This window comes from Pseudoalteromonas sp. 5Ae-yellow, assembly GCF_014077565.1.
Lineage (GTDB): Bacteria > Pseudomonadota > Gammaproteobacteria > Enterobacterales > Alteromonadaceae > Pseudoalteromonas.
Window position 1 is genome coordinate 90,938 of record NZ_JACGWD010000006.1, and the last position, 13,652, is coordinate 104,589.

12 protein-coding genes and 3 tRNA genes are annotated in these 13,652 nt (G+C 39.8%); 5 read left to right on the forward strand and 10 right to left on the reverse strand.

Annotation, left to right across the window (positions count from 1 at the left end; translation table 11 throughout):
• Positions 1 to 144: 144 nt before the first annotated feature.
• Complete coding sequence (locus tag H4J63_RS03195; RefSeq protein WP_182194485.1) at positions 145 to 849, forward strand: response regulator transcription factor; 705 nt, start codon at positions 145 to 147, stop codon at positions 847 to 849.
• Here H4J63_RS03195 and H4J63_RS03200 read toward each other — a convergent pair.
• The 7 genes from H4J63_RS03200 to nudE all read right to left on the reverse strand — a co-directional run bounded on the left by H4J63_RS03200 (position 846) and on the right by nudE (position 5,802).
• A complete protein-coding gene (locus H4J63_RS03200; protein ID WP_007587019.1) occupies positions 846 to 2,357 on the reverse strand; it encodes a YifB family Mg chelatase-like AAA ATPase in 1,512 nt (503 codons plus the stop codon). The genes H4J63_RS03195 and H4J63_RS03200 overlap by 4 nt on opposite strands.
• A 34-nt stretch (positions 2,358 to 2,391) precedes the next feature.
• Positions 2,392 to 3,006 carry a trimeric intracellular cation channel family protein gene (locus tag H4J63_RS03205; RefSeq protein WP_007587018.1) on the reverse strand — a complete coding sequence of 205 codons (615 nt, stop codon included), beginning with the start codon at positions 3,004 to 3,006 and terminating at the stop codon, positions 2,392 to 2,394.
• A gap of 919 nt (positions 3,007 to 3,925) precedes the next feature.
• Positions 3,926 to 4,002 (reverse strand) — tRNA-Met (locus tag H4J63_RS03210).
• Between the two features lie 62 nt (positions 4,003 to 4,064).
• A tRNA-Met gene (locus H4J63_RS03215) sits at positions 4,065 to 4,141 on the reverse strand.
• Between the two features lie 79 nt (positions 4,142 to 4,220).
• Positions 4,221 to 4,297 (reverse strand) — tRNA-Met (locus H4J63_RS03220).
• 136 nt (positions 4,298 to 4,433) lie between these two features.
• Positions 4,434 to 5,237: a 3'(2'),5'-bisphosphate nucleotidase CysQ gene (gene cysQ, locus H4J63_RS03225; RefSeq protein WP_182194488.1), complete on the reverse strand. Its 804-nt coding sequence runs from the start codon at positions 5,235 to 5,237 to the stop codon at positions 4,434 to 4,436.
• Positions 5,230 to 5,802 carry an ADP compounds hydrolase NudE gene (gene nudE, locus H4J63_RS03230; RefSeq protein ID WP_007586548.1) on the reverse strand — a complete coding sequence of 191 codons (573 nt, stop codon included), beginning with the start codon at positions 5,800 to 5,802 and terminating at the stop codon, positions 5,230 to 5,232. Before nudE ends, cysQ begins: the two co-directional genes overlap by 8 nt.
• Before the next feature lie 61 nt (positions 5,803 to 5,863).
• Here nudE and yrfG point away from each other — a divergent pair, with 61 nt between their 5' ends.
• Positions 5,864 to 6,511, forward strand: a complete 648-nt coding sequence (yrfG, locus tag H4J63_RS03235) for a GMP/IMP nucleotidase (protein ID WP_182194490.1) — start codon at positions 5,864 to 5,866, stop codon at positions 6,509 to 6,511.
• 15 nt (positions 6,512 to 6,526) lie between these two features.
• On the opposite strand, the gene H4J63_RS03240 is transcribed toward yrfG, so the two are convergent.
• From H4J63_RS03240 to H4J63_RS03250, 3 genes are all read right to left on the reverse strand, one after another.
• On the reverse strand, positions 6,527 to 7,150 hold the full coding sequence (locus tag H4J63_RS03240; protein WP_002963012.1) for a dUTP diphosphatase: 624 nt from the start codon (positions 7,148 to 7,150) through the stop codon (positions 6,527 to 6,529).
• An 80-nt stretch (positions 7,151 to 7,230) separates the two neighbouring features.
• Entirely contained in the window at positions 7,231 to 7,599 is a 369-nt protein-coding gene (locus tag H4J63_RS03245) for a YacL family protein (protein WP_002963010.1), read from the reverse strand.
• A 116-nt stretch (positions 7,600 to 7,715) separates the two neighbouring features.
• Positions 7,716 to 7,940: a hypothetical protein gene (locus H4J63_RS03250; protein ID WP_002963009.1), complete on the reverse strand. Its 225-nt coding sequence runs from the start codon at positions 7,938 to 7,940 to the stop codon at positions 7,716 to 7,718.
• A gap of 303 nt (positions 7,941 to 8,243) precedes the next feature.
• On the opposite strand from H4J63_RS03250, the gene uvrD reads away from it, so the two are divergent.
• The 3 genes from uvrD to H4J63_RS03265 all read left to right on the forward strand — a co-directional run bounded on the left by uvrD (position 8,244) and on the right by H4J63_RS03265 (position 13,407).
• Complete coding sequence (gene uvrD, locus H4J63_RS03255) at positions 8,244 to 10,409, forward strand: DNA helicase II (protein WP_024596422.1); 2,166 nt, start codon at positions 8,244 to 8,246, stop codon at positions 10,407 to 10,409.
• Positions 10,387 to 12,456 (forward strand): GNAT family N-acetyltransferase, encoded by a 2,070-nt coding sequence (locus H4J63_RS03260; protein ID WP_182194493.1) that lies wholly within the window; start codon positions 10,387 to 10,389, stop codon positions 12,454 to 12,456. Before uvrD ends, H4J63_RS03260 begins: the two co-directional genes overlap by 23 nt.
• A 102-nt stretch (positions 12,457 to 12,558) precedes the next feature.
• Positions 12,559 to 13,407: a chemotaxis protein gene (locus tag H4J63_RS03265; RefSeq protein WP_182194496.1), complete on the forward strand. Its 849-nt coding sequence runs from the start codon at positions 12,559 to 12,561 to the stop codon at positions 13,405 to 13,407.
• Positions 13,408 to 13,652: the final 245 nt, after the last annotated feature.

The window sequence follows — 13,652 nt, forward strand, 5'->3', positions numbered from 1 at the left end:
TAGTTTAAAGGTGCTAACCTCATCCTCTAATAACGTCTTATACACCTTTGAAATATTAAGTTACTTAAAACTAATAAACCCCCTTATCAGCATTTACCTAATGGTGCTACCATACAGAGCTATAAGCATTCAAAATAAAGTACTATGGCTATTAATGTTTTATTGGTTGAAGACGATGAACTACTCGTTAAACGCATCCAAAATCACTTTGCAGATACCGAATTTACAATAGAGGTAGACCCAACTGGCGCTGATGCACTTAACATTGTAAGGCAGCGGGTAAACCTGCGCGGTGCTATATCATTAGCCATAATTGACATTGTTTTGCCAAAGCGTGATGGGCTTCAGCTGGCAAAAGAATTAAACACACTTACCGATATTGGCGTTATTGTATTATCGAGTCGTGACTCCCAAGCCGATCGTATTGCAGGCCTTGCACAAGGTGCTGATGACTATATTTGTAAGCCTGTCGATTTACTTGAGTTAGAACTTCGCATGCGCGCGCTCTATAAGCGTGTTGCAGTTAAGCTAGAAGACGACGAAAGCGAAGAGTTTATAGAATATGCTGACTTTAAGCTTCACCCCGATAACCGCACACTAATTACTGCTGCAGGCGTTGAATCACGCTTAACTGAAGCCGAACATAAAGTGCTTATTTGCTTAATTAGTAATGCAGGTAAAGCCACATCCCGTGAAAAAATATCAGAAGAAATAGGCCAGCCCGATTGGAGTCCAAACGATCGTACTGTTGATGTGCTGATTGGTCGTTTACGTAAAAAATTAAATGACGAAAAAGATCAAAAACGTATTGTTACCGTTCGTGGTAAAGGCTATATGCTCTCTATTTAATATTTAGTTAATTGCGCAATAAGGCGCTCAAATGCACGGTAATTAAGAGCTTCCTTAAGCTCATTTAAACTAATATTTTCAGCCCCCTTTAAATCACTAATAGTTCGCGCCACCTTAATTACTCTATGATAAGAGCGTGGCGATAAAGACAACTTTTCGCTTGCTCTGGCTAAAAACTGCAACTCTGCTGGCGCCAGTACACAGTGCACACTCATTTCTTTATTATTAAGCCTCGCATTAACCTTACCTTGACGTTTTAGTTGTAGGTAATAAGCCGTTTCAACTCTTGCTCTAACCTCAGCACTACTTTCCTCCGGCTGAGTACTTTGTAGTTCAACGCTCGTTAAACGAGGTAGTTCTATTTGCAAATCAATACGGTCAATAAAAGGCCCCGACACACGCGATAAATAACGCATAACTTGATCGGGAGTTGCCCGCTTATCTGTATGACTCCCTGTTGGGCTTGGATTTAATGCTGTAATAAGCTGAAACTGCGCCGGAAACTCCATTTGCCTAGCTGCACGTGAAATAGTAACTGTACCGGTTTCCATTGGCTCACGCAGTGAATCAAGTACCTTACGCTCGAATTCCGGTAACTCATCTAAGAAGAGCACACCATTATGTGCCAGAGAAATTTCACCAGGTTTGGGATTCGAAGAGCCCCCCACCAAGGCAACAGCTGAACAAGTATGATGTGGATTACGAAATGGCCGCTGTCGCCAATTAGTTAAATCTATGGATTGCCCAATAATAGAGTAAAGCGCAGCTGTCGAAATAGCTTCATCGTCCGACATAGTAGGCATTATAGTTGCCATTCGCTGGGCCAGCATCGATTTACCAGTACCTGGAGGACCTAAAAATAATAAATTATGCCCGCCAGCTGCAGCAATTTCGAGTACACGCTTTGCACCGGGCTGACCTTTCACATCGCTTAAATCAAGTAAAAAGTCAGGGGCTTGTGTGCAGTCGGGATACTCTATATTTAATGGTAAGGGTTGTTGATTAAGTAAATCCCCCCACACTTCTTGAATAGAGCTTACGGCTTTGCGTTTAACGCCATTAACTAGGCTTGCTAGGCTGTCGTTTGCAAGAGGTAAAAAGCAGCAACGATCTTGCTCTTTTGCAGCAAGTACCGAAGGTAAAATAGCGTTTACACCACGCACCTCACCATTAAGAGCAAGCTCACCATAAAACTCGTACTTGTGAATATCAGGACACACTATTTGCCCAGAGGCGACTAAAATACCCACCGCAATAGCAAGATCAAACCGTCCGCCATCTTTTGGCAAATCGGCAGGGGCTAAATTTACAGTTATTCGTTGATCGGGAAAACCAAATTGTGAGTTTTCGAGTGCGCTACGTACTCTATCTTTTGATTCTTTAACGGACGCTTCGGGCAGGCCTACTATATGAAAAGCGGGTAAACCATTTCCTAGGTGAACTTCTACAATAACTTCAGGGGCATTTATACCCACTTGAGCACGAGAAAATATACGAGCTAACGACATTCCTTATCCTAGTAAATGGTGTGATTACACCAGTTTAGTCAGGATATTTAAAAACGTGTAATGTGATTTGCCATTTTATAGCAGCTAAACGAAGTAATAAGGTCATTAACATACCTAATACCATCGCCATTTCGGTTACTAACGAAAAACTAATGCCAAGCGTATAAACAGTGCCACCCGCTATACAGGTAATAGCGTAAAGCTCACCTTTTAATAGCATAGGGATCTCGCGTGCAAGCACATCTCGAATTAATCCACCAAAGCAGCCTGTAATTACAGCCATAATTACCGCTGTCATATCGGGCATACCAACAAGCTGCGCTTTTTGCGCCCCCATTACTGCAAAAAAAGCTAAACCAAACGCATCCGCTGTTTGTAAAATATAATGAGGTATCGGCTTTTGTTTATTTATAAGGCGTGTTGTAACAAATACTGAAGCTAGTATGGCAAAAAAGTAACTTTGATCGTGTAACCAAAACACAGGAACATCTAAAATTAGATCTCGCACTGTACCACCACCAATAGCAGTTACCGTCGCTAAAACTACGACTCCAAAGCCATCCATTTTTTTTTCGTACGCTAGCAAAGTGCCCGACACAGCAAACACCGCAATGCCTATTAAATCAAACCAGTGATAAAGTTCTGTCATGTGATGTGTATTGTTACTTAAAATCTTTTAACCGTTTTAACATAAAATACTCTTTTTTAAAAAATAAGTTATTTGTTAAACGTCACAGATATTAGAGTAAAGTCATTAAATAAAGCAGAATATAAGGTATTTTATCAAACTGCTGACACAAAAATCACTCGATAAAGAGTGCGATTTTGTTTTAAATTTTTAGATATTTAATTTCAGTGGTTGCGGGAGCTTGGGTTTGTAAAAAGCGAACCGACGACCTTCGCTTACTTATGCAGAGTATTTTGCGTAGTAACGGTGAGTTTTATAATTATAGGAATTCATTAAACTGCAGACGCAAAAAATCACTCGATAAAGAGTGCGATTTTGTTTTAACTTTTTAGGTATTTAATTTCAGTGGTTGCGGGAGCTTGAGTTTGTAAAAAGCGAACCGACGACCTTCACTTACTTGTGCAAAGTATTTTGCGCAGTAACGGTGAATTTTATAATTATAGGAATTCATTGAACTGCAGACGCAAAAAATCACTCGATAAAGAGTGCGATTTTGTTTTAGCTTTTTAGGTATTTAATTTCAGTGGTTGCGGGAGCTTGAGTTTGTAAAAAGCGAACCGACGACCTTCGCTTACTTATGCAGAGTATTTTGCGTAGTAACGGTGAGTTTTATAATTATAGGAATTAATTAAACTGCAGACGCAAAAAATCACTCGATAAAGAGTGCTATTTTGTTTTGAATTTTTAGATATTTAATTTCAGTGGTTGCGGGAGCTTGAGTTTGTAAAAAGCGAACCGACGACCTTCGCTTACTTGTGCAAAGTGTTTTGCGCAGTAACGGTGAGTTTTATAATTATAAGAATTTATTAAACTGCAGACGCAAAAAATCACTCGATAAAGAGTGCTATTTTGTTTTAACTTTTTAGGTATTTAATTTCAGTGGTTGCGGGAGCCGGATTTGAACCGACGACCTTCGGGTTATGAGCCCGACGAGCTACCAGACTGCTCCATCCCGCGCCTGAAATTTGTAGACTTGTTTAAAGTTGCTTACATTACAACTTGGCTTCCAATTAAAGAATTGGTTGCGGGAGCCGGATTTGAACCGACGACCTTCGGGTTATGAGCCCGACGAGCTACCAGACTGCTCCATCCCGCGCCTGTATATTTTAAGTCTATCGACTACTTTATTTTATCTCTTAAGCTAGAGTTTACAGTAACCAAATCTTATAAAAAATTGGTTGCGGGAGCCGGATTTGAACCGACGACCTTCGGGTTATGAGCCCGACGAGCTACCAGACTGCTCCATCCCGCGCCTGTAATTTCTTTAAAACATTTTCGTAATATTTACGAGCCTGCCTTGAAGAGAGCGCTACTATATAGGAATAAATATTTAATGCAAGGCCTAAACTAATTAAAGTTGTTCAACCGGACAAAAAGCAATCAAATTGCTATTCTGCGCTCAACCTTTGATGCGGATTAATCATTTTTTGCCATTCCCAGTCTGGATGTCCCATCACTATAAAGTCAGGGTTCTCAGTACTCTCGCGTTGGTTGTACGTTAGCGGGTTAAATTCTGCATCGGTAATACAACCACCGGCTTCTTCAACAATAACTTGTGAAGCACCTGTATCCCACTCTCCCGTTGGACCAATTCTTAAAAAACAATCTGCTTTGCCTTCTGCAACAGTACAAGCTTTTAATGAGCACGAACCAATAGCAATAGTTGTAAACTGACTATTTAAATACTGACTCACCGCTTCTATTTTCTGGCGGCGGCTCACAGCAAGCGTCAAGTTCTCTGGCGGCGCTACAGATATTTGCGTATCAATTGAGTTTTCACGTTTAAAGGCACCATTTTTAGCTGTAGCAAAATAAGTCACACCTTTTGCAGGCCAATGAATAACGCCAAGCACAGGATGATTATTTTCAATCAATGCAATATTTACTGCAAAATCGCCACTTTCTAAAATAAACTCGCCTGTGCCATCCATCGGATCGAGTAACCAATAACGCTGCCAGTCCTGTCTGTCGACGAGTGCAGGTATAGGTGTTTCTTCCGACATAATTGGGATATCGGGCGCAAGTGCTTTTAATCCAGCAACCAGTACGTCATTTGCTGCTAAATCAGCTTTGGTAACAGGCGTATTATCTGATTTCTCTTGTTGGCCAATATCGCCTTTTTTATAAATGGCCATAATTGCATCGCCAGCACGCTCAGCTAATTCAATGCACGGTTCGATTAATTTATTCATCGGCAGCCCCAGACGCTAAATACTTATCTAATAATAGCAAAGCTGCAACACTGCGTGCTTCGGTAAAATCTTCTTGGTCTAATAATGACTGCCACTGAGTTAATGGCCACTTAACAACAACAAGCGGCTCTGGTTCGTCGCCAATAAGGGTTTGTGGGTATAATTGCTTAGCAAATAAAATATGCATAGTGGCATTAAAGTAACTCGGCGCCATTGTTACTGTTCTTAATGGTTTAAAATACTCAGCACCAAAGCCAATTTCTTCTTTAAGCTCTCTGTTAGCAGCTTGCTCTGGCGTTTCGCCCGGATCGATTAAGCCTTTAGGAAAACCTAACTGGTAATCGTTTGTGCCCGCACAGTATTCACGTACAAGTAGTAATTCGTTGTCTGCACTTAACGGAACAATCATCACTGCTCCCCGGCCACCGCCGCGAATTCGCTCATACTGGCGCTCTTCGTTATTAGAAAACTTTAACTCTAAAGACTCCACAGTAAACAGGCGGCTTTTAGCGACAACATTGTTACTGAGGATTTGTGGTGGTGTTGGGTGCTTTTTCTGTGTCATTGGCGTTAATTTGCTATCATGGCAGTTAGTTCAATAATAAACCTTATAAGTTGAAATTCCTATGTTAAATTGGTCAAAAATCGATACCGTTTTGCTCGACATGGATGGAACATTACTCGATTTACATTACGACAGTCATTTTTGGCTTAACGTTATTCCTGCGCAACACGCATTAGCAAGGGGCATTAGCCTAGATGCAGCTAAAGCAGATATTTTAAAACGCTATCAAGCTGTGAGCGGTCAAATACAGTGGTATTGTTTAGATTATTGGGAGCAGCAATTAAGCTTGCCTATAATGGAGTTTAAACGAGAGTCTCAGCATTTAATTAAAATGCGCGAAGACGTACCTCATTTTTTAACTGAGCTTAAAAAAGCAGGCAAAGAGTTAATTTTACTTACCAACGCCCACCCTGAGAGTGTCATGCTTAAATTTGAGCATACAGCGATTGATAACTACCTAGATGGCGTAGTGTCTACTCATGAATATGGAGTAAGTAAAGAGCAACAAAGTTTGTGGCACCAAGTACAAAAAGACTTAGGGTTTAATAAGCAGCGCACTTTGTTTGTAGATGACAGTGTGCAGGTATTAAATGCCGCGCGAGAATACGGCATTGAGCACTTACTTGCAGTTGCTAACCCTGATAGCCAACAACCACATAACGAAATAGCCGATTACCTGAGTGTTACCGACTATCGTAAGATTATTTAACGTAGTTTACTTGGGCTAGATTTTTGGGTAACGCGCTTCAAGGCCTTGATATACTAACTTTGCAAAATCTGCATGTTCCGTATCAAGGCTTTTAACTACTTCAACTAAATGCTCGTTATCTTCTTGCCCGTTCCACTCTTTGATATAGCTACCATCTTTATAACCGTGATCTTGGCGGAAAAAGTTTAACGTATTTTTCCCTACGTAGCCGCGATATAAATCATCAATATCCATACCCATTTGCGCCATACAGCCAGCAAATGCAGCTGCATTAAACGTTTTATCTGCAACAGCAGAAGCCGCTAATATTTCTAGCGTTTGTTTAAAGTCATCCGCTTGTTGAGCATTACTAAGCTCAGCTTCAAGTTGCTTTGCTAAGTCTTCGTAGCTAGTTTTGCCGTCAATTCTAAGCGATAAACCAAAATGAAAAATATCAACCAACTCTAAAATAACTTGTTCGGTATCTGGTGTTTGTTTTTTCCACCATTTCCAACCATGATGATCCAGCATTTCAGCACACTCAACCCAAATAGCGCGGTACCATTCGAATCCTTGAGTAAACCATTGCTCATGTACTTTAGTGTTCATGGCGTTTTGCATTTCTAGCATAACTACTAGCTTGTTTAAATTGGCAGACATATTCATTCCTGTCGTTTTTGATTAGTGTAATAGTACAGATAAAGGAAGCTTAACGCATCAGCACTATCTTAATATGTAGTTTACTTTGAGCCGCTAAATTCAGCCCATGAATCAATTAAATCAATGAAATCTTCAAAGCCACAACCACTACTTAAACCATTTTCTTCAAGCGCTAAATCGTCATCTTGATACGCTATTAGGTCTTCACTGTCTTGATGAAGCGCATGGGCTTCAAATAGTGCTTCGTCTTTGGTTAATATTAAATCTATTTCTTGGCCTTTTAGCGTTAGCGGCTCATAGCTTGAACTCACCGATGCAATAAGCGCTTGCACCATAGCTACTTTGTCTTTGCCTATTTCTTCGTTTAGCCAGCGACCAATAATAGCGTGTTCACTGCTTATTTTAATACGTAGCCCACTAATAGGGTCGCGAATAAATTGATATTCCATAGGGTTTGCCTGTAAATCTTTAATTGCGTAATTATATACGTAAACGCCCGCAAACCACAGGACATATAAAGTAAAATAGCGCCACAAGGGCGCTATTTTATTCAACTTTAAAGCCGTTAACTTCGCGATCTATAACGCGCTGCGTCAATAATCGACCATAAGTAAATAATAGGCACAAGTACAAAACCTACAAGCACATAAATTAGTGCGTAACTTATTATAATAGCGAGTGCAAAAAATATAGCCGCTAAAATACGCCCTTGCACTAACTGCCCTAAACCAGGAAAAAATATATTACATAATGCTGCGATTACGTTACCGCCAGAACCTTGATCTGCCATACTAACCTCTGTATTTATTTGATTTTATAATTATTTACTTACACACTCTATGCCAATTTATTAAAGCTTACAAATCAAATAGTTAAATTACCCTAGATTTAGAGAGTTAGTAAAAATTGCTAACTTTAGGTCAAATTAGCAATTTTTATTGTGCGTTTACACTTTTTTGTTTGTTTAAAAAATTAGCAAGTTACTCGTTTTTAAGGCTATTTTATAAATAGCTGTTTATAAAAACAGTATTTTATTTAGCCTAACAAAAACACCTGTTATACTGCCCACAATATTGATTAAAAAGGCGTAACGATGGACGTTTCACAATTACTCGATGGCTTAAATGACAAACAACGCGATGCCGTTGCAGCCCCACTACAAAACATGCTGGTATTAGCAGGTGCTGGGTCTGGTAAAACACGAGTGTTAGTTCATCGTATTGCGTGGCTTATGCAAGTTGAGCAAGCATCTGCTTACAGTATTTTTGCCGTAACCTTTACTAATAAAGCGGCTAAAGAAATGCGCAGCCGCGTTGAAGAAACACTAAAAGCCCCTGTAGGTGGTATGTGGATTGGTACGTTCCATGGTTTGTCGCATCGTATTTTACGTGCTCATCACCGTGAAGCTAACTTACCAGAAGCCTTTCAAATTTTAGACTCTGACGATCAACTTCGGATGATCAAGCGCTTATTAAAATCAATGAATATTGATGATAAAAAATGGCCTGCTAAACAATTTGGCTGGTACATTAGCGCCAAAAAAGATGAAGCACTTCGCCCTAAAGATATTCAAGCATACGATATTAACGAGCAAATGATGCTGCGTGTTTACGCCGCCTATCAAGAAGCCTGTGACAGAGCTGGCCTAGTAGATTTTGCCGAAATATTACTACGCAGCTACGAAGTGTTAAAAAATAACCCTACGTTACTACGTCATTACCAGCAACGCTTTGCACATATGCTCGTAGACGAGTTCCAAGATACAAATACCATTCAATATGCATGGTTAAAGTTACTTGCAGGCGATACAAGCAGTATCATGATTGTAGGCGACGATGACCAAAGTATTTACGGTTGGCGCGGTGCTAAAATCGAAAATATTAAACGATTTTTAACTGACTTCAGCGCAGAAACCATTCGTCTTGAACAAAACTACCGCTCAACAGCGACTATTTTGAAAGCGTCTAATGCATTAATTCAAAATAACTCAGAACGTATGGGTAAAAGCTTGTGGACCGACGGTAACGATGGCGAACCAATCTCTATTTATGCAGCATTTAATGAGTTAGACGAAGCGCGCTTTGTAAGTAGCAAACTACGAAGCTGGTTAAATGCAGGTAATGCCCTGCAAGATGCCGCAATTTTATACCGTAGTAACGCGCAATCTCGTGTACTCGAGGAAGCCATGCTACAAGAAGGCTTAAAATACCGTATTTATGGTGGTATGCGATTCTTCGAACGACAAGAAATTAAAGATGCATTGTCGTACTTACGTCTAGTGGGTAATCGTCAAGACGATGCCGCATTTGAGCGTGTAATTAATACGCCAGCACGCGGTATTGGCGACAAAACATTGAGCCATATACGAGATTGTGCACGAGCAGAATCGTTACCGCTTTGGTATGCCGCAAAAGCAATTGTAGAACAACAGCATTTATCTGGTCGTGCTTCTGGTGCCGTAAGTAAGTTTGTAGAACTAGTCGAACAAATAGAAGATAAAATTAGCGATCTAACTTTGCATGAGCAAGCCAAGTACACAATTCAAACCTCAGGCTTGATGGCAATGTACCAAGCTGAAAAAGGTGAAAAAGGCCGTGCTCGCGTAGAAAACTTAGAAGAGCTAATTAGCGCATGTGACCAGTACGAACTTCCTGAAGACGAAGAATACAGCTCGCCTTTACAAGGCTTTTTAGCACATACATCACTTGAGTCAGGTGAAGGACAAGCAGAAGAGCACGAAGACGCCGTTCAAATGATGACACTTCACTCAGCTAAAGGCTTAGAGTTTCCGTTAGTGTTTATGGTGGGCGTAGAAGAAGGCATGTTCCCTTCTCAGCAAAGTAACGAAGAGTCTGGTCGTTTGGAAGAAGAGCGCCGCCTTTGTTATGTAGGCATGACACGAGCAATGGATAAGTTATACATTAGCCATGCTGAGAGTCGCCGTTTATACGGGCAAGAAAAATACCATAGCCCATCACGCTTTTTACGCGAAATACCTGAGGACTGCGTTGAAGAAATTCGTATTAAAACACAGGTTTCTCGCCCGCCTGCCGCCGGGCGTTTTAGCGCATCAGTTAGCCATGCCGCATTTGAAGACAGTGGCTTTAACTTAGGGCAACGAGTTTTGCATGCTAAGTTTGGTGTTGGTACCGTACTTAATTACGAAGGCAGTGGCGCGCAATCTCGCGTACAAGTTAACTTTGACGACCTTGGCAGTAAATGGTTAGTAACGGCCTATGCACGATTACAAGCTGTATAAAGCTCACCTAAATGAGTTAGAACAACAACTAGCTGGCGCGTATCATCGTCAGCTAGTGTTGATTACGGGCAGCCCTGCTTGGTGTTATGAATTACTTAACTCATTAATAGATGAAAACAATACACTTGCTGTATCAAAGCAGTGCGCGATTAAAAATTCGTACTGGCCTACTCGCACTCACCAAATTTTAGGGCAAGAATTTGCTCATGCTGTTTACGATGGTTTTAGTGGTTTACACCCTGATAAACTTGCAGCACTTACCGGCACCGTTAAAGCAGGCGGTATACTGTTTTTATTACTGCCCGAATTAAATGATTTAGCCTCTTGGCAAGACCCCTCATTAAGTACAGTGCAATCACACGGTCAGAGTATTGACTACAGTTTATTTAATCAACGTTTCGCGGCTATTATTAAGCAATTACCCGCTTTTCATTTTAGTGAAAAAAATGGCTGTATTAGTAATAACGCTAGCTATGTAATGCATAATAAAATTGATTATGTACCACAGCAAAACTGCGTTGAACAAATAGTAAAAGTAGCTAATGGTCGTGCCAACAGGCCTTTACTCATTAATGCTGATAGAGGTAGAGGCAAGTCGGCAGCACTTGGCTTAGCAGCCGCAAAATTAGCTGATAAAAAAGTAATTATTTGCAGCACTCAGTTTAAAGCGACCCATAGTAGCTTTAAACATTTAGCCAACGAGTTAGACCTGCAATACAACGCTGAACATAAACAGCTCGCCAACTTGCACTACGTTGCACCTGACGCGTTATTAAATGCATTACCTGAGTGCGATTTATTACTCATTGATGAAGCTGCCGCGATCCCTGTACCATTATTGCTAAAAATGCTAGCTCATTACCCTCGTATAGTCTTTGCAAGTACACTGGTTGGGTATGAGGGCAATGGTAGGGGTTATACCATTCGCTTTAGTAACTATATAAAAGCGCACTATAAAGCCTCTAAAGTTGTAACGCTTGATGAGCCACTGCGTTTTGCTAAACACGATCCCCTCGAGAAGCACATTCGCACCTTGCTTGCACTCGGTGCACAATATAAAGAGTTAAGTAGTGAGCAATTAGAGCAGCCAGTTCATAGCGAAATAACTCAGCAATCCCTTGTAAACAATGAGCCTTTACTGCAACAAGTTATTGCCCTGCTTGCATTGGCTCACTATCAAAGTAGTGTAAACGATTTACGCCAACTACTAGACGCACCATCGCAACGAATATTCATCAGCAAAATTAACAATCAATTAGTTGGTGTATGTTTAATCGCAATAGAAGGTGGTTTAAGTGAAGAACTTGCCCTACAGGTTATAAGCGGAGAGCGCCGCCCACAGGGTCATTTAATGGCTCAAACCCTCTCACAACTTAGTTTTAGTAATGACTACTTAACACAGTTGAGCGCTCGCGTTGTACGAATAGCGATTGATCCGAGTTCTCACAATATGGGTTTTGGTAAAAAGCTACTTAGCTATTGCGAGTCGCAAGTAAAAAGCCAATGTAGTTGGTTTGGTGCAAGCTTTGGCGCAACAGCGCAGCTACTTAACTTTTGGCAAAAACAAGGGTTTGATACCGTAAAACTGGGTTATCAACGCGATAAAAGCACAGCTGAACATTCAGTGCTTGTGGTTAAATGCTTAAGCAACAAAGATGCAATTATCCAACCTCTAAAAAAGCAGTTTAAAAACGATTTTTTTTATGCTCTTTTAACACATTTTAAAACACTAGATTGGCAACTTGTAAGTATTTTAATTGAAGGATTTAGCGATGAGTTAGTAAGCCCCGAGACTCGCGAACGATTAGCCTTGCTCGTAAACAGTAACTTCACTCAATTTAATATCTCTGCGACTCTCTGGCAGGTAGTGAATCAGTCTCCTTCTTGTATGTCTCAATTAACAGAGTCTGATAAACAACTTTTAATAAAGTTAGTGCTGCAAAATGAATGTAATGAAAAAGTGATTCAACACTTAGGTTTATTAGGAAAAAAGCAGCTTGAGAATCAATTTAAACGTGCCATAAAAAACCTCACTAGTGCCATCTAATAACTCCTAGTTACCTATCTCTATTAAATCTTATCCATCTTTAAGCTATTTATTTAATTTGTTCTATCCTTAAAGCATTAACAGGTAAATTAAGATAAAGGCATGGAATTAATAAACTTTAAAGTGGGCTGCAAAACAATTTCACTTAAAATACTCGATATTTTATTAACAGAGCGCTTTGACAATAATCTAACAACTTTACCCAACAATAATAAAAGCTTTATTGGTGTTAAAGATTATATAGATATACCAACGCCTGTGTTTGATTTAGGTATTATTTTAAATAATATCTCAACCGAACAAAGTAATGCGCATGTACTAAAGCAACTAAGAATATGGCAAGAAAAACTATTAAACTGGTTCAATACCCTTCAAAGTAACTTGCTAAATAGCTCGGCTTCTATTTCAAGCAATGATGCAGAACTACAAGATTTTGTTCTGTTTTACAAAGAGTTCAACACCGATAATGAAGACTTAAAACTAACAATGTCTCGACTTAACGAACCTTTCCAATCATTGCTAGAAACGGTAAAAGAAGCTATATCAGCTCATAATCAAAGCGATTATAAACAAGTATCAGCTCTGCTCGAAAAAATTAAGCGTAGTAACCTAATTCAGCTAGAGCGTTTATTTGAATCAGCTAAAGAGCAAATAACCTTAGACTATAAACCTATTATTGTTTTCACCACCAAAGACGGATTAAATCCACATGTTGGTTTATTAGTAGATAAAGTTGAAGATAATATTGACTATAAAAAAGAAGACATAAAGCCACTGGATAAGCTCACTGAGGTTGGTTTTGATCTAGACCCACAAACTAAAAATATGATGCGAGGATTAATCAAGCTTTCACAAAAGCACAGTGTATTAATTGATCCAAGCGTAATATTTAAACCAACACAACTAGAAGAATCTGAAAGTGAAGAAACTCAAGCTTACGGACTATTTTAAATAGTCTTTAGATTTGGTTATAAACTTTAGTACTGAAGTAATGAACTATTCAGTTCGACTTGTACATTTAGATAAATTGGAGAGAAATCGAGTGCGTAATGTTAGTTACTCATATTTCACTTTTTTGCAGACGTAAAAAAGCCCGAATCGTTAGATTCGGGCTTTCTACAATTTGAAGCCTGGTAATGTCCTACTTTCACATAGCAAATGCTACACTATCATCGGCGCTGTTTCGTTTCACTACT

Coding starts and splice junctions, on each gene's coding strand:
- H4J63_RS03195 (WP_182194485.1), top strand. CDS start 145: ATGGCTATTAATGTTTTATTGGTTGAAGACGATGAACTACTCGTTAAA.
- H4J63_RS03200 (WP_007587019.1), bottom strand. CDS start 2,357: ATGTCGTTAGCTCGTATATTTTCTCGTGCTCAAGTGGGTATAAATGCC.
- H4J63_RS03205 (WP_007587018.1), bottom strand. CDS start 3,006: ATGACAGAACTTTATCACTGGTTTGATTTAATAGGCATTGCGGTGTTT.
- cysQ (WP_182194488.1), bottom strand. CDS start 5,237: ATGAATAAATTAATCGAACCGTGCATTGAATTAGCTGAGCGTGCTGGC.
- nudE (WP_007586548.1), bottom strand. CDS start 5,802: ATGACACAGAAAAAGCACCCAACACCACCACAAATCCTCAGTAACAAT.
- yrfG (WP_182194490.1), top strand. CDS start 5,864: ATGTTAAATTGGTCAAAAATCGATACCGTTTTGCTCGACATGGATGGA.
- H4J63_RS03240 (WP_002963012.1), bottom strand. CDS start 7,150: ATGTCTGCCAATTTAAACAAGCTAGTAGTTATGCTAGAAATGCAAAAC.
- H4J63_RS03245 (WP_002963010.1), bottom strand. CDS start 7,599: ATGGAATATCAATTTATTCGCGACCCTATTAGTGGGCTACGTATTAAA.
- H4J63_RS03250 (WP_002963009.1), bottom strand. CDS start 7,940: ATGGCAGATCAAGGTTCTGGCGGTAACGTAATCGCAGCATTATGTAAT.
- uvrD (WP_024596422.1), top strand. CDS start 8,244: ATGGACGTTTCACAATTACTCGATGGCTTAAATGACAAACAACGCGAT.
- H4J63_RS03260 (WP_182194493.1), top strand. CDS start 10,387: ATGCACGATTACAAGCTGTATAAAGCTCACCTAAATGAGTTAGAACAA.
- H4J63_RS03265 (WP_182194496.1), top strand. CDS start 12,559: ATGGAATTAATAAACTTTAAAGTGGGCTGCAAAACAATTTCACTTAAA.